The organism is Embleya sp. NPDC025285 (assembly GCF_055558835.1).
Window position 1 is genome coordinate 1 of sequence record NZ_JBVHLU010000085.1, and the last position, 20,091, is coordinate 20,091.

Consider the following 20,091-nt stretch of genomic DNA (forward strand, 5'->3'; position numbering starts at 1 on the left):
ACACCCGCGACGATCGCCGCGGTGTTGCCGCCCCTGAGCCGGTCCACCGGCACCAACGCGCCGTGTTCGTCGAGGTCGTGCTCGACGAAGCCGCCGTCGGTCCCGGCGAGCAGGCGGACCAGTTCATACGGATACACGGTGTTGCGGCCACTCGCGCGCAGCACCTTCTGGCGGTAGTCGTCGACCGGCTCCACCGGCTCCACCGTGCGCTCGCCGACCGTGAGTTCGGTGCCGCCGGAGGCGTCGAAGGTGATCCGTACGACAATCTTGTTCAGTTCACCGGTCCTGCGGTCGCGCTGCCGCAGGATGAACAGGATCTCCTCCAGGCCGGCGCCCGCCGTGGTCGGCAGTACGCGTCCGGCGATCGTCTCCAGTTCCGCGCGGGTGATCTCGCTCGGCGGCCAGACGTAGATCACGATCCGGTTGGTGTTGGCGTGTTTCGTGGTCGACCGCCGCGACCGCGCGCGGCGGATCGAGTCGAGGCAGGTGGCGAAGACGTCCTCGGCCGTCGGCAGCGCGAGCAACCTGCCGTCGTGCCCGCGCAGTTCGGTCAGGTCTCGGACCTGGGCGCAGGCGACGAGCCGGTCGTCCGACGGGTTCTCCTTCGCCACGCACTGGTAGAGGTAGACCTCCTCGTCCGACGACGGCAGGCGGGTGAGGTCGAACCGGCTCAGCCGTTCCAACTGCATGCGCTGCGCGATGTAGGGATGCAGACCGCGAATCAGTCGCTCCTCCACCATCCCGGTGCCGGACGGGCGGAACGTGAAGTGGTGGTGCATCACCGCGCCCCGGCTGCCCGCGACGGTGACGGTGAGTCGACGGACCCGGTTCGGCAGCGCGTGCATGTCGAGGACCTCGTGCAGCGCCGCCGCCATCTCCTCGGAATCCGCCGGCTGCTTCTCCCAGGCGAGATAGATGTCGGCTTCGACGGCGTCCTCGCCCGCCAGTCTCGCCAACCCGCGCAGCGCACCGCCCAGCGCGTCGAACCGCACCGCCGCGGAGACCAGGTGTGAACTCGCGCGCTCGGCGACGACGAACTTGCAGCCCGCGACCTCGGTGGTGCGCACGCCGATCAGAGCCTTGTTGCCGTAGTACCGCCGAGTCAGCACTTCCAGCATGATCGTGTTGTCCCGGTCGTCGCGCACGAGCCGCCGGCCCAGCAGCCGCACCAGCGGCTCGGTGCTGCGCACCATCGCGGCGATGCGCTCGGCGCGGTCCGGTGTGTCCGGGTGCGCGTCCAGGTGACGCAGGTGCTTGCGGACGTCGGCGTACACGCGAGCGCGGTTGCGGCGCAGCAACGGCTGGGCGAACCAGGCGAACACCATGCCGCGCGCGAGATCGGCGACCGCCGGGAAGCGCACCTGCGTGGCGGCCACCAGCCGCTCCAGCACCAACCCGGCGGGCTCGCGCAGCGTCTCGTCCGGCGGCGGGTCGCGCAACCACGCGCGCAGCAACGTGGTCACGAGCGAAGCGTCGGCGGACGCGCGTTGTTGGGCGAGGAAGATCCGGAACACCGCGGCCTCGAGCGCGGCCGAGGGCTCGAACCCGGTGACGCCGTAGTGTCCCAGTGCCTTGGCGAGCTTGGCCCGGAACGCCTCGGGCAGTCCGGCTCGTTCGGCGTCGAGACTTTGCAGATAGGTATGGAAGTGTTCGCGGGCGCTGTGTACGTGGCCGTCGCCGGGGCCGTCCTCGCCGGCCGGGCGGTTGCGGCTGAGTTCGGCGAGGTCGGCGAACATGTCGACGAGTTCGAGTTCCGCGGCCAACGGTCGCCCGTGGCCCTCCTCGCCGGCCGCCCGGCGCGCGGCGAGGTAGTCGTCCAGGACCCGGCGTTCGTCGTGCGGATCGACGTCGAAGCCCAGAAGCAGGCCGCGCAGGTCCTCGCAGCCGCGGGTGACCCGCTCCTGCGTCGGGATCGTCGCGGGCGCGGCGGGCAGGTCCAGTTCGACGGATTCGGCGGACGAGGTGTCCTCGGCTCGGGCGCTGTCGTCGGCGAGCGGTTCCAGTCGCAGCAGCGGTGCTCCGGTGTCCACCTGGCTGCCCACGGACACGGCGCATTCCTTCAGCCGCGCCTTGAACGGCGCCCGCAGCACCGTCTCCATCTTCATGCTCTCCAGCACCAGGATCGGTGCACCCGACTCGACCTCGGCCCCGACCGCCAGCGGCGTGGCGACCACCAGTGCGGGCGCGGGCGAGCGGACCACGCCGCCCTCGTCGCGGCTGACCCGGTGGGTGACGCCGTCGACCTCGACCTGGTGGATCGGCCCGTGGGTGTCGGTGAGCAGGCGGTAGGAGGTGCCGTTGACGATGATCTGGCCGGTGTGCCGGTCGAAGCGGTCGAGCTCGAAGTCGGCGGTTCGGATGTCGTCGCCCGCTTGGATGGCGACGCGGAACCGGTGGGCGGCGACTCGAGCGACGCGTACCCGGTAGCCGACGCCGCGCAGCTTGAGGTCGAGCGGCCGGCCGCTCTCGTGCCGCACCTGCGGGCGTCCGCCGAACGCGGTCGACAACAGCCGTCGGCGCTCGACGCGTTCGTCCTCCTCGTACGCCTCGATCGCGGCGGCGGCCAGCGCGACGGCGGAGTGCCGGCGCGTGACGAGCCTGCCTTCGGCACGCACGCGGTCGATCCAGCCGGTGTCGGCGCTCGCGTCGATCACCTCGGGCTGGTCGAGCAGATCGAGTACGAAGCTCTTGTTGGTCGCGCCGCCCTCGATGATCACCGTGGTCTGCGCCATCGCCCGGCGCAGTCGGCCCAGGGCCTCGTCTCGGTCGCGGCCGTGGGCGATGATCTTGGCGATCATCGAGTCGAAGTCGGCCGGGATGGTGTCGCCCTCGCCGACGCCGGTGTCCACCCGGATGCCCGGTCCGGCGGGCAGGTCCAGTCGCGCGATGCGGCCCGGGGAGGGCGCGAAGTCGCGGTCGGGGTCCTCGGCGTTCAACCTGGCCTCGATGGCGTGCCCGCGCTCGGCGGGCGGCCCGCCGTCGAGCCTGGCCCCGGATGCCACCCGCAGTTGCGCCTTGACCAGGTCGAACCCGGTGGTGATCTCGGTGATCGGGTGCTCGACCTGAAGGCGGGTGTTGACCTCGAGGAAGGAGAAGCGTTTGTCGCCGGGGTGATACAGGAACTCGACGGTGGCCGCGCCGCGGTAGTCGACCGCGATGGCCAGTCGTTCGGCCGATGCCTTGAGTTCGGCCGTCTGTTCCGGGCCGAGGACCGGCGAGGCGGACTCCTCGATGACCTTCTGGTTGCGCCGTTGGATCGAGCAGTCGCGGACGCCGAGCGCCCACGCGGTGCCCTGCCCGTCGGCGATCACCTGGACCTCGACGTGCCGGGCCCCGGTGACCAGGCGCTCGAGGAAGACGATGCCACTGCCGAACGCGCGCGCGGCCTCGTGGCTGGTGCGCTCGTAGGCGTCGGTCAGCTCCGCCTCGCTCGTGACCACCCGGATGCCGCGCCCACCACCGCCCGCGGTGGCCTTGAGCATCAGCGGGTAGCCGATCTCGGCCGCCGCTGCCAGGGCGGCGTCCAGGGTCTCGACCGCGCCGCGACTCCACGGCGCGACCGGGACGCCGACCTCCTCGGCGATCAGCTTCGCGCCGATCTTGTCACCGAGCCGGCGCATCGCCTCCGCGCTCGGGCCGACGAAGGCGACGCCGATCCGCTCGCACAACTCGGCGAACGCCGGGTCCTCGGCCACGAAGCCCCAGCCGACCCAGGCGGCGTCCGCCCCGGTCTCCACCAGCGCCCGCTCCAGGACGGCATGGTCGAGGTACGGGCGGGCCGAGGCGGGGCCGAGATCGTAGGAGAGGTCGGCCTCGCGCACGAAGGTGGCCGCGTGGTCGACGTCGGTGTGCAGGGCGACGGTCTCGATCCGAGTCCCGGTTTCCGCGGCCAGTTCCCGGACGGCGTGGACAAGCCGCATCGCGGCCTCACCACGGTTGACGATGGCGACACGACTGAACACCCGAACGACCCTCCTGTGAACCGACGATGAGCGCGCCGCGACAGGGGGGCCCGGCGGTGACGACCTCCGTCCCGCGGCCGTGGCCATATCGCAGACGGCGCACGCTACAGGTGACGGGGTGTGCCGAACGACCACCGACCGTCACGCGCCGCGGCCCGACCGGGGCGGGCGTGAGGGTCCTCGTGGAAGGCTCCGCCGCACCCGAACCGCACCTCGTAGCGGGTCCTCGGCACCGCGCGCCCCGATCACCCACACGACGGGTGCCCTCGGATCCGGCTTGATGATTGCCTGATTGGCCGTCATCCGTTCGGAGCAGCGTCGCTCGTCCCGGTCTTCGGCCCCACCCTCGGCCCTCGCCTTCGGCCGAGCCGCGCAACCCCCGTACGAGAGGCCGCGTTGGGGGTCATGTGGCCCGTCGTCGACTCGTCGGTCCGGTCGGCCGCAGCCGTGGCGCGATGTCGCGCCGCGGCCGTGGCGCGATGTCGGGCACGTGGGCTCGGCAGCCCTCCCCCGCCGGGTCGCGCGCCGGCGCGGGCGGGTCGAGCGACGTTCCGCCGTGGTCTCGTCGCTTTCCGTGCTATCTTGATTCCAGTTGCAGTTGTGGTCCTCATGAACTTTATGTGCACCTGACGGGCGTGATCCGTGGGTGCACTTTTTGTTTGGCCGGTCATCTCCGGGTGGGCTCCTTGCGGCGAACACGGAATCGCACATCGCATTCCGGCACTGCCCCCGAAAGACGGAGAATGACATGGCGACCACCGGCACCGTGAAGTGGTTCAATGCGGAAAAGGGCTTCGGCTTCATCGAGCAGGACGGCGGCGGCCCCGACGTCTTCGCCCACTACTCGAACATCGCCGCCCAGGGTTTCCGCGAGCTCCAGGAAGGCCAGAAGGTCTCCTTCGACGTCACCCAGGGCCAGAAGGGCCCGCAGGCGGAGAACATCGTTCCCGCCTGACGCCCTTCGATATCCCTTGCGGGACCCGCGCCGTGAAGGCCGCGGGTCCCGCTTTCGCTTTCCCGCCCGAGCCGCCCGCGTGCCCGACCGCGGCGGCCACGACGACGGGGCAGCACATGCCACGTGTACGGGCGCGCGGTCACGCGAGGGTCGGGGTGCCCCCACCGGTGGCATACCTACCGAGATCTCCGTTCATCGGAGACGTTTCCGCAGGGAAACGGAGACCGCCGCCCGCTCGACTCGACGAGCAATCGCCGGACTCGGCCCGGGACTTCACGCCGGTCGGTCGGCGGTGTGGACACGCTCGTCGGCCGAGACCGACGTGTCGTTCCTCGGACCGGGCCGGGTGCGGGGCAGGAGCAACGCCGGCAGCAGACCCAGGGCGGCGAGTCCGGCCAGGGTCAGCAGAGCCGGACCCATCGTCGGGGCGGGCATCGCGCTCGCGGGCCCGACGCCGGACGACTTCGGCAGCATGACGCCGGCGGCGACCGCGATGCCCAGGGTCGGACCGACGTTCATCGCCGTCTGCTTGAGTCCGCCGACGACCCCGGCGTACCCGGGCGGCGCGTCGCCGACGACGGTCCCGGTGCCGGTGACCATCACGGCGGCGAACCCCGCGCCGAGCACGGCGAAGGCCGCCTCCGTGAGGATCCATGTGCTGCCGGGATCGATCCGGGACAACGCCGCGATGCCGAGGACGACCAGGCCGACGCCGGCGATCGCGGTGTGCCGCGCTCCGTATCGGCGCAGCGCGGCGGTGGCGACGGGTGCGCCCAGGACCATGAGCGCGGTCAGCGGAAGCACCCGCAGAGCGGTGTCGAGCGCGTCGAGCCCGAGCACGCCCTGAAAGAAGAACGTGCTCACGAACAGGGCCCCGAACATGCCGCCGCTGACGACCAGCAGCAGCACCATCGATGCCGTCACCGGTATGGAGCGGGCCACCGCCAAGGGCACGATGGGATGCGCGGCGCGACGCTCGTGCACGACGAACACCACCGCGACGCCCGCGGCCACCGCGAACCCGAGCCACGTCGGCGCGGCGGTCCATCCGCGCGTCGGAACCTCGGCCAGCGTGTGCACCAGGATCGCCGGCGCGCTCGCGAGCAGGGCCGCACCGACGAGGTCGAGCCGCTGCGACCCGGTACGCGCGGGCGTCGGCACTCGCAGGGCGAGGGTGAGCGCGGCGATCACGAGTGCGACGGGCACGTTGATCCAGAACACCGCGCGCCAGCCCAGTTGTTCGACGAGCACGCCGCCGAGCAGGGGCCCGGCCGCCGCGGCGATCCCGATCGCGCCGGTACGGATGGCGACCGGCGTACCCAGGCGATCCGGCGTGTATGTCAACCTCAGCAGGGCGAGGGTGGCGGGTTGCAGAAGTGCGCCGAACACCCCCTGGACCGCCCGCAGGACGATCACCCAGCCGACGTTCGGCGCGAGCGCGATGCCGGCCGAGGCGGCGCCGAAGCCGAGTACGCCGATGAACATCAGTCGGGGGTGTCCGTACCGGTCGCCCAGGCGTCCGGCGATGACGAGCAGTCCGGCCACCGCGAGCAGGTAGGCGGTACTGGTCCACTGGACCTGCGCCACACTCGCGCCGAGGCCGCGCTGGAGGCTGGGCTGCGCCACGAGCAGGACCGTGCCGTCCAGCGCGACGATCATCGCGCCGGCCACGCTGACGGCGAGCGCGAGGTGTCGCCTCGTGGTCTCGGTCATGCGGTCGCCGGGCCGAGGTGAGCGTCCAGGGCCGCCCTGACGAGCAGATCGAGAGGTCCGCAGTCGGGGCCGACTTCGGGGCCGACCGCGGATCCGCCCTCTGGTCCTCCTTCGGGTCCTCGTCCGGATCCGCCGCCCGCCGACGTGGTATCGAGCGCGAGTTGCAGGCTGTCCCAGGCCCACAACTGGGCGATGCCGTGCAGGTTCGACCAGAGCGCCGCGGCTGTCACCGCCGGCGACGGAACCGGCCCGGCGTTGCTCGGTGCGCCGCCGCGCCGCGCGTCCTGCTCCTGCTCCGTCCGGCACCGCGTGATGAGCCCGACGATGATCTCGAACAGCGGGAGGGTGGACTCCCGGAGCCGCGGTTGCTCCGATCCGTGTCGTTCGCTGTCCAACAGGTCGTGTCGGAACATCAGCTCGAACATGCCGCGTTGCTCCAGCGCGTACCCGACATACGCCCGCGCGAGCGCCGCCAACCGGTCGCGCGGCGACGCTCCGGCGGCGATCGCGGCCTCGAACCGGGTCCTCAGGTCCGCGAAGCCGCGCCGGGCGATCGCCGAGAGCAGCGCGTGATGTGTGGCGAAGTATCTGCGCGGGGCCCCGTGCGACACCCCTGCCCGGCGGGCGATCTCACGCAGACCCAGTGCGGAGATCCCATCGGTCGTCACGACCTCCACGCCGACGTCGATCAGCCGTTCCCGAAGCGATTCCTCGCGTGCCATGTCTGCCATAGACAGTGTCTACCACACTCGTAGACAGTGTCTACGAGTGCGGGTCCGGAGGTGCGGGTCCCCGAGGTGCGGGTCCCGGGGTCTCATGCCTTCCGCAGGGCCATCGGCCCCGAGGCCGACGCGGCCGGTCGCAACTCGTCCAGGAGACCCTGGTCGCAGAGCGCCGACGTGGACTCGGTCTCGGGGGCGACCACGACCAGCCGGGCCTACGTGAAGTCGCTGACGGCTGCGACGTGTTCGCGATCGACGCCGAGCACCGGGTGTTCCGCACACCGGGCCTCCCGCTCGCGGGGTGAGCGACCTTCGCGTCCGCGCGCGAGGGTGTCGGCTCGGCGTGGTGGAATCCCGGCCGAGACAATTGGTCCCTCCACCACGCACCCGGCGGGACGACGAATCGAGAAGCGGGAGTTCGCGGTGTCGATGCATGAGATCGAGGATCTGGTGACGGACTCGATCAGGGTCCTGGACGCCCACCACGGACCGGACGAGCCGCGCCTGCGCGATTGGTTCGCCGTGCTGTACGGCTTCCAGGAGGGGTTCGACTGCTCGTTCACCCATTTCCGGGTGATGGACATCCTGCTGCGCCGCCGGTTCAGCTACGCCTTTCCCCTCGATCGGCACCCGGACTACCCGCAACGGCAGGACTATTTCGACGCGCTGCGCGAGTTCACCGGGTTGCGCACCTACCCCGACGACGCGGAGGAGCACGACGACTTCGACGGCTACGCCTCCTGGCTCGAGGACGGCTACGTCGATCCGCCGTTGTTGTACTGCGACGCGGGCTCGCAGTTGTGGCGGCGCATGGTGGAGTCCGGCCTGCTGGACGGCCCGGACGCGGCGGCGCCGCGGCCCGTCCCGTTGATCGACGTGGTCCGCGAGGTCGCGGTCGCCGCCGAGAAGCACGGCGACCGGGAATTGATCGCCATGTGGTACTCGCTGGGCTGCCATATGCTCCTGGACGGCCCCGTCGGCTGCCCGTTCGACGTCGAGGAGTTGGCCGAGATGCCCGCTGTCCGCGAACTGCGCGCCATCGTACGCCGCACACACGCGCTCGCCGTCGACGTGCCGCCGGGGGACCGCCCACCGGCCGGGGTACTCGACGGCGACGAGCTGGAATCCTGGTGGTGGACCGGCGTGTCCGCACCGGGGATGCCATAGCGGCCCGCCGACACGTTCGCTGCCGATCGTCCGCACGACCTCGCCCGGCCGCGGCACGGGCGCCTCTCCCACGATCCGCCGGACGGGAATCGCCGTGGCGGGCCTGGTCGTGGTCGCGGCGACGGCCTGGTCGGTACCGCGTGCGCGACGTCGGCGTCGTGCGTGAAGCCGGTCACCCGATGACCGGGCTCGACGATCACGCTTGACCTCAACCCAACTTGAAGTTCCAGAATACCGATCGGGGGTCGCCACCCCACTCCACTCGAACAGCCGGTATCAGGAGCACTGACATGAGCACCGACCAGGGTTTCTACTCGATCATCGACTACACCGTCGACGGCCCCGCCACGCAGAGCGAACTCGTCGATGCCTTCGCCGAGATCCAGGAACAGTGGGTCAATTTCTACCCCGGCTACCGCTCGGCCCGCTTCCACGTGAGCACCGACGGGACGCGGGTGTACAACATCGTGCATTGGGCGAGCGAGGCCGACTACCGCCACTTCGTCGAGAACTCCGACACCGACGGCAGGATGGCCGCCATCGGGAAGGCGGTGGAAGCACTCGGCGGCCGGGCCGAACCGCGCATGACCGGGGCCCCCACCTACACCGTCGTGCGCGAAGTGGGCCCTCGGACCGGGGAATAGCCCGAAATCGGCCACCGTCCAGGAGAGAGGGCCGGCCATGAAGGTCGAGATCTACGGAGACGTCCTGTGCCCGTGGTGCTTCATCGGCAAGAGACGCGTCGAAGCGGCCGTGCGGGGCCTGCCGGAGGGCGGCCCGCTCGTCGGGATCATCTGGCGAAGCCGCGAACTCGCCCCCGATGCCGGCCGCGTGCCCGGCCCGACGGCGGCCGAGGCGATGGTGACGTGGTGGGGCGATCGAGCGGCCGAGCGGATCGAGCACATCCGCGCCGAAGGCAGGCTCGAAGGGTTGGAGTTGAACCTGCATCTCGCCCGGCCGGTGAGCACGTTCGACGCGCACCGCCTGGTGTACCTGGCCGCCGAGCACAACCTGGCCGACCCGGTCGTGGAAAGCCTGTTCCACGCCTACCACACCGAGGGTCGCAACATCGCCGACCCGGAGGTCCTGGCGTACCTGGGCACCACGGCCGGACTGCCCGGGTCCGATGTCCGCCGCCTGCTGCACGGTGACGCCTACACCCGGGAGGTACGAGCGGACGAGGCCCGTGCCACGGCTCTGGGCATCACCGGCGTCCCGTCGGTGGTCATCGACGGGCGATCCCCGACCTCGGGCATCCAACCTCCGGCTCGACTCCGTGCCCTGCTGGAGGAGGCCGTGCCGGCAGCACGCGTCGAGGCCGCCGACTGACGGGCCGGGCCGCCCGGGGGCCGACAGTGCGGCGGGGCGAGGCGTGCGGCAACCCTGTGCCGACACCCCTCGCCCCGCCACGTCGGTTCGGCGCCAGACGCCCCCACGCCGCACGTACGCGCCGCCCGATCAGCGCTTCGGCAACCGTGGGGTGCCGGTGACGGCCGCGACCAGGGAGTACAGCGAGGTGTTGGCGGCCAGGAACATCCGATTGCGCTTGGGGCCGCCGAAGGTGATGTTGGCGACGGGCTCGGGGGTGCGGATACGGCCGATGAGGGTGCCGTCGGGGGCGTAGCAGTGCACGCCGTCGGCCATCGCGGCGACCCACAGACGGCCCTCGTCGTCGAAGCGAATGTTGTCGAACCGGCCGTCACCGGGGCGGCATTCGACGAAGACCTCGCCGTCCGAGAGCGTCCCGTCCGCACGAACGTCGAAGACGCGCACGTGGTTGGCCCGGGTGTCGGAGACGTACAGCCGCCGCTCGTCCTCGGACAGCACCAGCCCGTTGGGGCCGGCGAACCCGTCGGCGACCAGGCGTACTTCGGCGGTCAGCGGGTCGATCCGGTAGACGTTGGTCGCCCCGATCTCGCTCTCCGCACGATGGCCCTCGTAGTCGCTGGTGATGCCGAAGTCGGGGTCGGAGAAGTAGATCGAGCCGTCCGAGTGCACGACGGAGTCATTGGGGCTGTTCAGCCGCTTGCCCCCGAAGCGGTCGGCCAGCACGGTGATCGAGCCGTCGTGTTCGGTACGGGTGACGCGACGGTTGCCCTGTTCGCAGGTGACCAGTCGGCCCTCGCGGTCGAGGGTGTTGCCGTTGGGGTGTCCGGCCGGCGAACGGAAGACGCTGACGACGCCGCTGGTCTCGTCCCAGCGCAGCATGCGGTCGTTGGGGATGTCGCTCCAGATCAGGAAGCGCCCCGCGGGGAAGTACAGCGGGCCCTCCGACCAGCGGCCACCCGAATAGAGCGTCTCCAGCCGGTCGTCACCGTTCATGCATCGCCCGGTGCGGAAACGTTCGTCGATCATGTCGTAGATCGGGGTTTGTGCGTCGGACATCGTCTCGCAACTCCTCGCCGCCACTGAACATCATCCTATCGATCATCATGATTACAGAATATGCTTCAGTTGCGTCAAGACCTCGCCGAACCCGTTCCGCACCTGCGGGTTCGTACGGGCGAACCCGGGCACCCGGGCTCGGCGGCGTCCCGGTCGGCAACGATCGCGGCCGGCCACACGCGGTCACGGCGGCCCCGACACGGCTCGCTACCATCGAGCCCCCTCGATCGGCGCGACAACGGAGGAACCGCAATGGACGACATCGATCGGGGTCTGCTGGCGCTGCTTCAGGAGGACGCGACGCGCACGTACGCCGAACTCGGCAAGGAGGTCGGCCTGTCCGCCGGCGCCGCACACGAGCGGGTACGCAAGCTGCGGGCGGCGGGCGTCATCCGCCGCACCACCGTCGACGTCGACCCGGTCGCGGTGGACCTGGACGTCCTGGCCTTCGTGACCGTCGACTCGGTCGCATGGATGGGCGACTCCGCACCGTCCTTCGCGGCCATCCCGGAGATCCAGGAGGCACACGTGATCGCCGGGACGGCCTCGATCCTCCTCAAGATCCGTACCGGCTCCACCGCGGCGATGCAGGACGTCCTGCGCCGCATCCACGCCATCACCGGCGTCAGCAGCACACAAGCCACGATGGTCCTCGAAACCTTCTTCGAACGCTCCATCCCCACGGGCGACACGAGCTCCTGAGCAGAAGGGAGATGCCATGAACGGAACGGCGCGAGGCGGCCCGGCCCTCGCCGACGGACCCATCCACCTGGACTACAACGCGACCACCCCGGTCGACCCGCGTGTCGTGCTCGCGATGGGGCCGTTCCTGACCCACTGGTTCGGCAATCCCTCCAGCGATCACCCCTACGCCGACGAACCCCGTGCGGCCCTGGCGGCGGCACGCGCCAGGGTCGCGGCCCTGCTCGGAGCGGATGGCGAGCGCATCGTGTTCACCGGTTCCGGCTCCGAGGCCGATCAACTCGCCGTCCGCGGCGCGGTCCTGGCCTCCGAGGCCGCGCGGCCGCACGTGATCACGCAGGTCACCGAGCACCCGGCGGTCCTGGAGACATGCCGCGCGCTCGCGCGTCTGCACGGCGTACGCGTGACGTATCTGCCGGTCGACGCAGCCGGACTGGTCGATCCCGGCCGACTGGCCGCGGCGCTGGACGCCGACACCGTCCTGGTGTCGGTGATGGCCGCCAACAACGAGACCGGAGCCCTCCAGCCCGTCTCCGAACTCGCCGCGGTGGCGCACGAATACGGCGCGCTGTTCCACTGCGATGCCGCCCGGGCGGCCGGCCGGATCCCCCTCGACGTGCGCGACCTCGACGTGGATCTGCTGACCGTGGTCGGGCACAAGATGTACGCGCCCAAGGGCACGGCCGCCCTGTACGTGCGCGCGGGGCTCGCCCTGGAACCGGTGGTCTACGGGGGCGGCCAGGAGTACGGCCTGCGCGCGGGCACCGAGAACGTCGCCCTGGCCGTCGCCCTGGGCACGGCCGCGGACATCGCGGCGACCGAACTCGCGGACGGCGCGGCGACCCGAATCGCGGCGCTGCGCGACGACCTGCACCGCAGCCTGGCCACCGCGCTGCCCGGTCGCGTACACCTCAACGGCCCCGCGAAGGAGCGCCTGCCGAACACGCTCAACATCAGCATCGACGGCACCCTGGGCCACGAACTCCTGGCCGCCGCGCCGGGCTTGGCCGCGTCCACCGGCTCGGCCTGCCACAGCGGCAGGCACACCCCCTCCCCGGTCCTGACCGCGATGGGCATCGCCCCGGAACGCGCACTGGGCGCGCTACGGCTGTCCCTCGGACGATGGACCACACCGGAGGACGTCAGCACCGCCGCGACCGCCCTGATCAACGCGGCGGGCACACCGTGATGTCGATCCGGCCGACCGTTGTCGGTGCTATGCCTGCCCCTGGGCGCGCCCGCTGTGCGCGAGGGCGCTGGGAGTGCGGCAGCCGACGATCGCCGGGGCCTCCCGGACGAGCGTGTCGTCGGTGAGCGCCTCCACCATGAACAGTGCGAAGTCCACCCGGCGGGTCAGGTCGCTGGCCAATACCGGGTCGCCCACGTGCCGGCTCCATACGGGCAGTCCCTGACTGTCGCCCTCCTTCAGGGTGCTGCCGCGCACCACGGTCCACCGGGTGTCGCTTTCGAACACCCGGCGGCACGCCTCCACTTGGTCGTCGATCTCGACGGCACGGACGAGCTTGCCCAACACGCCGGCGATCCGGACGCCCATCGTGAACATCCGCGAATACCGGTCCTTGCCGTCGCGGGTGATGTGCCAGCCGCAGGAGAACACCAGGCGAGCGCCCGGCCGCGCGTGATCGAGCACCGCCTGTGCCGTACCCGACGCGTACTGCTGCACGCCCCACGGCACCAGTACCGTCAGGACCCCATCGCAGCCGGCGACCGCCCGCCGGATCACCTCCGGGTCGTTCGTGGGCCCGGGGACGACGGTGATCCGGCCGTCGAACGCGGCCAGCTTCGGCACGCTGCGCTCGCGGCACACGCCGACCACCTCGTAGCCGCGGTCCAACGCCTGCCGGACCATGTACTGCCCGAGCTTCCCCGAGGCTCCGACGATGCAGACCTTCTTCATTCGATCCGTGCCCATGGCGCGGCCCCTTCGTCGAAATGACGACCTTATGTTGTAAGGTAAGCTAGCCTTATGTTGTAAGGTAGTCAACAGAAGCAAAAGGAGGAGCGGATGAGCGAGGAAGGCAAGCGCCGGCGCGGGGCCTCGGCGCGCACGCCGCTCAGTCGCGAGCGCGTGATCCGCACGGCGGTGGCGGTCGCGGACGCGAAGGGTTCGGCAGCGCTCACCATGCGCGCCATCGCGGAACCGCTGGGCGTCGAGGCGATGTCGCTCTACCACCACGTCGCGGGCCGGGACGACGTGCTCGACGGCATGGTGGACGCGGTGTTCGGAGAGATCGACCTGCCACCGCGCGACACGGACTGGAAGAGCGCCATGCGCCTGCGAGCGTCCTCCGCCCGTTCCGTACTCCGGCGCCATCCGTGGGCCGTCCCCCTGCTGGACTCTCGCACCCGACCCGGCCCCGCGACGCTGCGCCACCACGACGCCGTCATCGGGGCATTGCGCGCCGGAGGGTTCTCCGTCCGGATGACCGCGCACGCGGTGTCGCTGATCGACAGCTACGTGTACGGCTTCGTGATCCAGGAATCGAGCCTGCCGTTCGGCGACTCCGCGGAGTTCGACGAGGTCGCGGGCGCCATCCTGCGGGAGATGCCCGCCGACACCTACCCCCACCTCACCGAACTCGTCACCGAACAGGCCCTCGAACCCGGATACGACTACGCCGAGGAGTTCACCTTCGGCCTCACCCTCATCCTCGACGCCCTGCGCCCCGACGAAGTCATGGGCGAATAGCGCCTGTCCCCCGCAGCGCCGTGAAAAACCGGCTCAGCACCGCGCTTTCTGGTGCTCGGCGCGCCGGCTCGGAACGGGGACCGGGGAAGGCAATCGGCGGGGTGCGACGATGCCGTCGTGCCCACCGATGCCGGGTTGCCCCAAGCCCTCCACGACGCGGGTTCGCCCCGCGTCGTGGGCGGCGGCGGAATCTGGTTCTACGCCCCGAACACCGGCCACTGGGGCGACCTGTTGTCCGAGCGCGAGGAAGGCTCTGCGGGCAAGTACCCGTTGTGGGTAGGGGAATCATCCGCTCCCACGGTGACCGTCCGGGGTGTCTCGGAAACCCGGGGCGTCGGTCAGGCCGAACTCGCCCCGACCGCTCAGGGACTGCCCGGCGCCCTGCCGATGGGCGTCGAAGTGCCCAGGCCGCGGTGTTGGTTGGTGACCGCGCACAGCGCCACGGGCACCGCGAGCATCACGGTGCGGGCGAAGACGTAGCCGAGCCCGGGTTCGGGTCGGTGTCCGGGTTCGGGTCGTTCTCCGGATCCGAGTCCGGCTCGGGTGCGAGCGTCGCGCAGGCCGCCAGTAGTCGCTCCGCGAGCACGCGACAACGACTCGCCAGCTCCGGCGGGTCGAGTATCTCGAAGTCGTGCCCGAGCAGGAGTACGTGCATCAACACGACGTCGAGGTTGCCGGCGCCGCTGAGCACCTCGCAGCGCCGGCTTCCGCGTGGTCGCACCACAGCCGCCGACGCCGAGATCTGCGCGCGCACCGTGTCGGCCGAAGCGTGCACGAGAAAGCGGGCCCGGTGCGGGTAGACCCGACTCGCGACACCCTCCTGCACGTACGCCGCCGCGTCCGGCGCCGCGCGCGGCCGAAACCGCCAGGTGCGGGCGGACACGGCGGTCATGCGATCGACCCGGAAGCTGCGCCAGTCGTCGCGATCGAGGTCGTAGCCGAGGAGGTACCAGCGCCGGTCGGAGGCAACCAGGCGGTAGGGCTCGACCCGCCGCCGGCGCAGCCCACTCCCGGAGTTTCGAGAACTCCCCGTGTCCCCGGCACCCCCGGATCCCCCCGAACTCCCGGTCGGATAGTCGAAGCCGGCCTCGACCTCGTCACGGCAGGCCCTGGCCAGCGTCATGAGCACCTCGGGGTCGACCGACGCGCGGCCTGCGCCGAACGACTCCACCGAACCGGAAAGCGCACGCACCTCGTGCCGAAGCCGGGTGGGCAACACCCGGTCGAGCTTGGTCAGCGCCCGCAGCGCGGCCTCACCGGACCCGACGACCGCACCACCGGCACGACCCGCGCCGCCCGCACCCGCGATCAGCGAGACCACGGTGGCGATCGCCTCCTCGTCGTCGAGCAGCAGCAGCGGTGGCAAGTCCTTGCCCGTGCCGAGTTGGTAACCGCCGCCGACCCCCTGGCCGGCATGTACGGGATAGCCGAGCGACCGCAGCCGCTCGACATCGCGCCGCACCGTACGCGCGGTGACCCCCAGGCGGTCGGCGAGCTCGGGACCGGACCAGGCCCGGCGCTGCTGAAGCAGCCCGAGCAGCGTGAGCACCCGCTCCGTCGTACCCCACTCGTCACCACGCGCCACGTCCATATCGAACACCCTGCCGGCCATGGCGGACAGATCCTGTCCGCCTATGGTGTCAGGGTGGGTCCATGGACGCAGACGAGATCGACTGGAACCGGACGCCGCGCGAGCAGTGGGAGGCCCACTGGAACCGCCGGCTCCGCACCCGGTTCGACGGCCTCGCCGAGGCGAATATGGCCGATCCGGTCCCGCACATGCACCGCGAGCCGATCCACCGCCCGTCCGAGGTCCGCCTGCCGCGCGACCTCCATTCGCACATCCGATCCGCCACGAACGGAGCAACCCGATGAGCCGCCACATCCAGGTGACCTTCGACGCCCACGACCCGGCGGCGCTGTCGTCCTTCTGGGGCGAGGCGCTGGGCTATGTCATCCCCGGCCCGCCCGGAGTCGACCTGCCCGAGGGGGCCGACCCGCTGGCCGCGTGGGACGAGTTCCTCGCGCGGATCGGCGTGCCCGAGGACCAGCGCAACACCCGGTCGGCGCTCGAGGACCCGGACGGAAAAGGTCCGCGAGTGTTCTTCCAGCAGGTACCCGAGGGCAAGGTCGCCAAGAATCGAGTGCACCTCGACGTGCGGGTGTCTCCCGGACTACAGGGTGAGGAGCGCATGGCGGCGTTGGAGGCCGAGTGCGCCCGGCTCGTCGCGTTGGGGGCCGCCCGGGTGCAGCGCCACGAGCCCGCTCCGCCGCTGGGCAGCGGCCACATCGTGATGACCGACCCCGAGGGCAACGAGTTCTGCCTGGACTGACCCGCCCCGACCGCGGTCGGGGGGCCGGCTCGGCCGCCCTTGCGGTCGGGCCGGCCGGCGGTGGCACGAGGCGCTCCCGTGGTTACCCGGGCGCGGCTTCGGGCCCGTCGACCCGCACCACGGTCCGGCGATCGTCCGGCAGGCGGCGGATCCGGCCCGCGCGCTCCAGGTGTTCCAGGACGGGCATCGCCACCCGGCGGGTGGTGTGGCAGCGCGGCCCGTGCCCGCGCGACGGTGAACGGCTGCTCCAGTACGGCCGGCCGACGCATCGCCTCCCGCGGCGCGTCGGGCAGCAGGAGTACCGCGTCGGCGGCCCGGAACAGCGCGCCGGCGCGCACCGAGGCCGCCAGCGCACCAGCGTGGACTTCCCGTGATCGACATGCCCCGCCGTGGCAACCACCCGCATCTCACAGCCCCCCGCGCGGGCGCGGGACCGCGCCCGGGCGTCGCGGGCCGCGAACGACCCGCGACGGCCCCGTGGACCCGCGCACGAGCGGGATCGCCCGGCCCCGGACTCGCACCCGCACCTCACGCCTCCTTGTGCGCGCGTACGACCGCCGCGATCACATCCGGATCCCGGTCCGCCGGAACACAGCGCAGATCGAGCAGCAGGCGGCCCTTCTCGACCCGTCCCACGACCGCGGGTTCGCCGATGCGCAGGGGCCCGGCGAGTTCGTGCGGCAGCGCGACGGCGAAGGATGCCAGTGCCACGCCCGGCGCTCCCCCGCCGCCGACCCGGCCCTGGGCCTGGACCACGTGCGCGGGCACCCCGGCCGCCTCCAGCGCGCCGGCCAAGTCCCATGACCGCATGGCGAGTTCCCGGGCCCGGGTGTGCAAGGCTGCGGTCACCGGTGGGCGTGGCCCGCGCAGGGTCGCCTCCAGGGCCGCCAAGGTGAGTTTGTCCACGCGCAGGGCGCGGGCGAGCGGGTGCGCGCGCAGCGCGGCGATCACGTCGGCGTGCCCGAACAGCAGCCCTGCCTGCGGGCCGCCGAGGAGTTTGTCACCGCTCGCGGTCACCAGCGTCGCTCCCGCGCGCACCATGGACGCCGCGTCGGGTTCGTCGGGCAACAGCGGTTCGGGCGAGAGCAATCCGGAGCCGATGTCGACCACCACCGGACAGCCGAGCGTGGCCAGCGACAAAATCCCCGGCCACCCCGTGATCGGCGAACTCGTGCCCGCGCGCCCGGGAGTCACGATCGCGCTGCGCTGATCGGGACTCGCGACCCCGGAGCCGGGCTACCACCGAACCCGGGAGCGAGGATCGGGGCCCGGGGCCAACGTCCGGGAACCACCGCTCTGGGGTCGCTGTCCGAAGCAACGCTCCGGGTCGCTGTCCGAAGCGAGCAGACCACGTCATGGCACCACCGCCCCTGGGCTATGTCCCGAGCAACGGCACTACCGAAAACGTGTGGTCGTTCCGGATCCGGCGGGAGGTCTCGGCGAACGGGATGCCGCGGAAGACCGCCACACCCGCCTCCCGGCTGCCGTGCAGCACGCCGGCCCCGATACGGACCTCGGGTCGGGGTCCGGACGACACCGACGCCTTGGACGCCCTGGACGCCCTGGACGCCTTGGATACCCTCGGACGGCTCGGACGGCTCGGACGGCTCGGATGCGTCAACGGTCGTCGCAGGTCCCTCCATGAGCAAACGGCGCGAGCACAGCCAGGTTCGCGTCGGCCCCGACACTGCGCAACCTCCTGCCGCGTCCGGACCCGCGCCGGCCATTTACCGATGCCCCGGACTCGGCGGACGGCGTACCGTCGAATCCCTCGGGGTCCCTCGCCTTCGGGCAAGGGTCCCTCGGGATCGGGATGCGATCTTTCGTCGGTCCGCGAGCGGCGGAAGACTCGTGCTCTCGATCGACCCATGGGGGAACTCGGCACATGCGCAGCGCACGATTTCGTCTCGCGACCCTTGCCGTCGCCGCGTCGGTGCCGTTGTTGTTCGCGTCCGCGTGCGACTCCGACTCCGGAACGGACGACAAGGGTGCCAAGGGGGTCGTCACGACGGGCGCCGCGGCCGATGGGCCAGGTCCGTCCCAGGCGCCCGGCCCCGCCGACTCGAACGGCTCCGGCACAGCGAACGCCACGTCGCCCTCGGCCAAGCCGAATCCGTCGAGCGGCGGCGGGTCGACCGGATCGGCGGGCCGGGTGCTGACGCAGGATCAACTCTCCTCCGTGGTGGTGACGCAGCCGGAGATGAACACCGGAGCGGACTACACCAAGGACGTTCCCAACCCCCGTGTCCTCGGCGGGAAGGAGACCGCCGAGCGGCCCGAATGCCAGCCGTTCGTCGACCTCATGCTGCCCGGCAACGGCACGCCCGCGCCCCTGGCCGCCATCAAGGCCGCGACGTCCGCGGACTCGACCCCGGCCGACCCGATGCCGAGCCGCGTCGACATCGTCGAGTTGTACGCCTTCAGCCCGGGCCAGGCGGAAAATCTGCTGGCCAAGGGCCGCGCCGCTCTCGCCGCGTGCTCGACGATCACGACCAGGGACGAGCAGGGCACGCGCACCACGATGGCCTACACCCGGGCGAACGGGCCCGCCCTGGGCGACGAGTCCCTCGCGGTGACGGCGCAGGATCCCGAGGCGGGAGCGAGCGGCCTGTTGCTGGTGCGGGTCGGATCGCACCTCGTGCTCGTATCGACCGTCGACCTGGAGAGCACCAAGGCGGTCCAGCCCAACCAGACCCTGGCCCGCACCCAGGTGGGCAAACTCCAGGCGGCCGTGCGCTCCTGACCGAAGCGGCGTCCCGGGATCCACCTCCGGGCACGCCGCGACGTCGCCCCCAGGCAACGTCATTTCGCGAGGCCGTGCGTCCGGCTACGGCGTCGAGGGACGCGCGGGTACGACGGGCCGGTCCCGGCCCGGGTTACAGGCCGATTGCTCCGTCGATGCGTTCGCGGAGCAGGTCGGCGTGGCCGTTGTGGCGCGCGTACTCCTCGACCATGTGCACGAGTACCCAACGCAGGGACACCGTTCCGCGCCACTCGTCATCGCCCTCGACGTCGAGGTCGGGCGCCTCGGTGGTGAAGCGTTCGGCGAAGGCGACCTCCGTACGCCAGGCCTGCCATGCCTCCTCGACGATCGCGGAGTCGGGCGCCGCGCCGTCGAAGTCGCCGTCGGGATCCGCTCGCGAGGAGAACCGGGCCGGTGCGTCCTGGCCGGCCAGCACCCGGCGGAACCAGCGCCGCTCCACGTCGGCGAGGTGGCGCACGATGCCGAGCAGGGAGAGGGTGGAGGGTTCCACGGATCGCCGGGCCAATTCCGGGCCCAGACCGGAGCACTTCAGTTCCAGGGTCGCGCGCTGGGCGGCCAGGATGTCGGTCAGGATGCCGAACTCGCCCCCCGTGGTGGGGCCGTCGAAACGCCGGTTGGCGGCGACGCCCACGAATAGGTCGCCTCGTCTGCTCGGATCGGTCGTGTCCGTCATGGTCG

Annotated in this window: 20 protein-coding genes and 1 pseudogene; 12 read left to right on the top strand and 9 right to left on the bottom strand. The window is 71.4% G+C overall.

The annotated features are described in order from the left end of the window. On the bottom strand, window positions 1–3,920 hold a 3,920-nt coding region (locus ACZ4FV_RS38880; protein ID WP_465325331.1), incomplete at its 3' end, for an ATP-binding protein. Window positions 3,921–4,710: 790 nt separating this feature from the next. On the opposite strand from ACZ4FV_RS38880, the gene ACZ4FV_RS38885 reads away from it, so the two are divergent. Continuing rightward, window positions 4,711–4,917: a cold-shock protein gene (locus tag ACZ4FV_RS38885; RefSeq protein WP_020554951.1), complete on the top strand. Its 207-nt coding sequence runs from the start codon at window positions 4,711–4,713 to the stop codon at window positions 4,915–4,917. A gap of 273 nt (window positions 4,918–5,190) precedes the next feature. Here ACZ4FV_RS38885 and ACZ4FV_RS38890 read toward each other — a convergent pair whose 3' ends face one another. Together ACZ4FV_RS38890 and ACZ4FV_RS38895 are read right to left on the bottom strand one after the other, a co-directional pair. Beyond that, window positions 5,191–6,630: an MFS transporter gene (locus ACZ4FV_RS38890; RefSeq protein ID WP_465325333.1), complete on the bottom strand. Its 1,440-nt coding sequence runs from the start codon at window positions 6,628–6,630 to the stop codon at window positions 5,191–5,193. Then, window positions 6,627–7,352 carry a TetR/AcrR family transcriptional regulator gene (locus ACZ4FV_RS38895; RefSeq protein ID WP_465325379.1) on the bottom strand — a complete coding sequence of 242 codons (726 nt, stop codon included), beginning with the start codon at window positions 7,350–7,352 and terminating at the stop codon, window positions 6,627–6,629. Before ACZ4FV_RS38895 ends, ACZ4FV_RS38890 begins: the two co-directional genes overlap by 4 nt. Before the next feature lie 75 nt (window positions 7,353–7,427). On the opposite strand from ACZ4FV_RS38895, the pseudogene ACZ4FV_RS38900 reads away from it, so the two are divergent. The 4 genes and pseudogenes from ACZ4FV_RS38900 to ACZ4FV_RS38915 form a co-directional block, all read left to right on the top strand. Then, window positions 7,428–7,583: pseudogene (locus ACZ4FV_RS38900) on the top strand (FMN-binding protein); the annotation flags it as partial. Between the two features lie 198 nt (window positions 7,584–7,781). After that, window positions 7,782–8,519, top strand: a complete 738-nt coding sequence (locus ACZ4FV_RS38905) for a hypothetical protein (protein WP_402241663.1) — start codon at window positions 7,782–7,784, stop codon at window positions 8,517–8,519. Between the two features lie 290 nt (window positions 8,520–8,809). Next, window positions 8,810–9,163: an antibiotic biosynthesis monooxygenase family protein gene (locus ACZ4FV_RS38910; protein WP_402241664.1), complete on the top strand. Its 354-nt coding sequence runs from the start codon at window positions 8,810–8,812 to the stop codon at window positions 9,161–9,163. Window positions 9,164–9,200: 37 nt separating this feature from the next. After that, window positions 9,201–9,848 carry a DsbA family oxidoreductase gene (locus tag ACZ4FV_RS38915; protein WP_402241667.1) on the top strand — a complete coding sequence of 216 codons (648 nt, stop codon included), beginning with the start codon at window positions 9,201–9,203 and terminating at the stop codon, window positions 9,846–9,848. A 129-nt stretch (window positions 9,849–9,977) separates the two neighbouring features. Here ACZ4FV_RS38915 and ACZ4FV_RS38920 read toward each other — a convergent pair whose 3' ends face one another. Beyond that, entirely contained in the window at window positions 9,978–10,904 is a 927-nt protein-coding gene (locus tag ACZ4FV_RS38920) for an SMP-30/gluconolactonase/LRE family protein (RefSeq protein WP_402241670.1), read from the bottom strand. 252 nt (window positions 10,905–11,156) lie between these two features. Between ACZ4FV_RS38920 and ACZ4FV_RS38925 the strand changes: the two genes are divergently transcribed. After that, window positions 11,157–11,606, top strand: coding sequence for an Lrp/AsnC family transcriptional regulator (locus tag ACZ4FV_RS38925; RefSeq protein WP_395864892.1), 450 nt, complete (start codon window positions 11,157–11,159; stop codon window positions 11,604–11,606). A gap of 16 nt (window positions 11,607–11,622) precedes the next feature. Beyond that, window positions 11,623–12,795, top strand: coding sequence for a cysteine desulfurase family protein (locus ACZ4FV_RS38930; RefSeq protein WP_465325337.1), 1,173 nt, complete (start codon window positions 11,623–11,625; stop codon window positions 12,793–12,795). A gap of 27 nt (window positions 12,796–12,822) precedes the next feature. On the opposite strand, the gene ACZ4FV_RS38935 is transcribed toward ACZ4FV_RS38930, so the two are convergent. Next, the gene (locus ACZ4FV_RS38935; protein ID WP_402241675.1) at window positions 12,823–13,539 is read right to left on the bottom strand and encodes an NAD(P)-dependent oxidoreductase; all 717 of its coding nucleotides are present in this window, start codon (window positions 13,537–13,539) and stop codon (window positions 12,823–12,825) included. 93 nt (window positions 13,540–13,632) lie between these two features. On the opposite strand from ACZ4FV_RS38935, the gene ACZ4FV_RS38940 reads away from it, so the two are divergent. Both ACZ4FV_RS38940 and ACZ4FV_RS38945 read left to right on the top strand, forming a co-directional pair. Further along, entirely contained in the window at window positions 13,633–14,316 is a 684-nt protein-coding gene (locus ACZ4FV_RS38940) for a TetR/AcrR family transcriptional regulator (RefSeq protein ID WP_402241678.1), read from the top strand. A 117-nt stretch (window positions 14,317–14,433) separates the two neighbouring features. After that, a complete protein-coding gene (locus ACZ4FV_RS38945) occupies window positions 14,434–14,796 on the top strand; it encodes a hypothetical protein (RefSeq protein WP_465325339.1) in 363 nt (120 codons plus the stop codon). On the opposite strand, the gene ACZ4FV_RS38950 is transcribed toward ACZ4FV_RS38945, so the two are convergent. Beyond that, window positions 14,774–15,907: a helix-turn-helix transcriptional regulator gene (locus tag ACZ4FV_RS38950; RefSeq protein WP_465325382.1), complete on the bottom strand. Its 1,134-nt coding sequence runs from the start codon at window positions 15,905–15,907 to the stop codon at window positions 14,774–14,776. The genes ACZ4FV_RS38945 and ACZ4FV_RS38950 overlap by 23 nt on opposite strands. Window positions 15,908–15,969: 62 nt before the next feature. On the opposite strand from ACZ4FV_RS38950, the gene ACZ4FV_RS38955 reads away from it, so the two are divergent. After that, window positions 15,970–16,191, top strand: coding sequence for a hypothetical protein (locus ACZ4FV_RS38955; RefSeq protein WP_465325340.1), 222 nt, complete (start codon window positions 15,970–15,972; stop codon window positions 16,189–16,191). After that, on the top strand, window positions 16,188–16,649 hold the full coding sequence (locus ACZ4FV_RS38960; protein ID WP_465325342.1) for a VOC family protein: 462 nt from the start codon (window positions 16,188–16,190) through the stop codon (window positions 16,647–16,649). The genes ACZ4FV_RS38955 and ACZ4FV_RS38960 overlap by 4 nt, the downstream gene beginning before the upstream one ends. An 82-nt stretch (window positions 16,650–16,731) precedes the next feature. Here the strand turns inward: ACZ4FV_RS38960 and ACZ4FV_RS38965 are convergent, their stop codons facing one another. Together ACZ4FV_RS38965 and ACZ4FV_RS38970 are read right to left on the bottom strand one after the other, a co-directional pair. Further along, a complete protein-coding gene (locus tag ACZ4FV_RS38965; protein WP_465325344.1) occupies window positions 16,732–17,055 on the bottom strand; it encodes a SelB domain-containing protein in 324 nt (107 codons plus the stop codon). A gap of 122 nt (window positions 17,056–17,177) precedes the next feature. Continuing rightward, entirely contained in the window at window positions 17,178–17,789 is a 612-nt protein-coding gene (locus tag ACZ4FV_RS38970; protein ID WP_402241689.1) for an aminotransferase class V-fold PLP-dependent enzyme, read from the bottom strand. A 745-nt stretch (window positions 17,790–18,534) separates the two neighbouring features. On the opposite strand from ACZ4FV_RS38970, the gene ACZ4FV_RS38975 reads away from it, so the two are divergent. Then, window positions 18,535–19,392 (top strand): hypothetical protein, encoded by an 858-nt coding sequence (locus ACZ4FV_RS38975; protein WP_402241690.1) that lies wholly within the window; start codon window positions 18,535–18,537, stop codon window positions 19,390–19,392. Between the two features lie 133 nt (window positions 19,393–19,525). On the opposite strand, the gene ACZ4FV_RS38980 is transcribed toward ACZ4FV_RS38975, so the two are convergent. Then, window positions 19,526–20,086 carry a DinB family protein gene (locus tag ACZ4FV_RS38980; protein WP_402241692.1) on the bottom strand — a complete coding sequence of 187 codons (561 nt, stop codon included), beginning with the start codon at window positions 20,084–20,086 and terminating at the stop codon, window positions 19,526–19,528. Between the last annotated feature and the right edge of the window lie 5 nt (window positions 20,087–20,091).

Excerpts from the sequence above, each read along its gene's own strand:
- ACZ4FV_RS38885 (WP_020554951.1), top strand. The coding sequence starts at position 4,711 with ATGGCGACCACCGGCACCGTGAAGTGGTTCAATGCGGAAAAGGGCTTC.
- ACZ4FV_RS38890 (WP_465325333.1), bottom strand. The coding sequence starts at position 6,630 with ATGACCGAGACCACGAGGCGACACCTCGCGCTCGCCGTCAGCGTGGCC.
- ACZ4FV_RS38895 (WP_465325379.1), bottom strand. The coding sequence starts at position 7,352 with ATGGCACGCGAGGAATCGCTTCGGGAACGGCTGATCGACGTCGGCGTG.
- ACZ4FV_RS38905 (WP_402241663.1), top strand. The coding sequence starts at position 7,782 with ATGCATGAGATCGAGGATCTGGTGACGGACTCGATCAGGGTCCTGGAC.
- ACZ4FV_RS38910 (WP_402241664.1), top strand. The coding sequence starts at position 8,810 with ATGAGCACCGACCAGGGTTTCTACTCGATCATCGACTACACCGTCGAC.
- ACZ4FV_RS38915 (WP_402241667.1), top strand. The coding sequence starts at position 9,201 with ATGAAGGTCGAGATCTACGGAGACGTCCTGTGCCCGTGGTGCTTCATC.
- ACZ4FV_RS38920 (WP_402241670.1), bottom strand. The coding sequence starts at position 10,904 with ATGTCCGACGCACAAACCCCGATCTACGACATGATCGACGAACGTTTC.
- ACZ4FV_RS38925 (WP_395864892.1), top strand. The coding sequence starts at position 11,157 with ATGGACGACATCGATCGGGGTCTGCTGGCGCTGCTTCAGGAGGACGCG.
- ACZ4FV_RS38930 (WP_465325337.1), top strand. The coding sequence starts at position 11,623 with ATGAACGGAACGGCGCGAGGCGGCCCGGCCCTCGCCGACGGACCCATC.
- ACZ4FV_RS38935 (WP_402241675.1), bottom strand. The coding sequence starts at position 13,539 with ATGGGCACGGATCGAATGAAGAAGGTCTGCATCGTCGGAGCCTCGGGG.
- ACZ4FV_RS38940 (WP_402241678.1), top strand. The coding sequence starts at position 13,633 with ATGAGCGAGGAAGGCAAGCGCCGGCGCGGGGCCTCGGCGCGCACGCCG.
- ACZ4FV_RS38950 (WP_465325382.1), bottom strand. The coding sequence starts at position 15,907 with ATGGACGTGGCGCGTGGTGACGAGTGGGGTACGACGGAGCGGGTGCTC.
- ACZ4FV_RS38955 (WP_465325340.1), top strand. The coding sequence starts at position 15,970 with ATGGACGCAGACGAGATCGACTGGAACCGGACGCCGCGCGAGCAGTGG.
- ACZ4FV_RS38960 (WP_465325342.1), top strand. The coding sequence starts at position 16,188 with ATGAGCCGCCACATCCAGGTGACCTTCGACGCCCACGACCCGGCGGCG.
- ACZ4FV_RS38965 (WP_465325344.1), bottom strand. The coding sequence starts at position 17,055 with ATGCGGGTGGTTGCCACGGCGGGGCATGTCGATCACGGGAAGTCCACG.
- ACZ4FV_RS38975 (WP_402241690.1), top strand. The coding sequence starts at position 18,535 with ATGCGCAGCGCACGATTTCGTCTCGCGACCCTTGCCGTCGCCGCGTCG.
- ACZ4FV_RS38980 (WP_402241692.1), bottom strand. The coding sequence starts at position 20,086 with ATGACGGACACGACCGATCCGAGCAGACGAGGCGACCTATTCGTGGGC.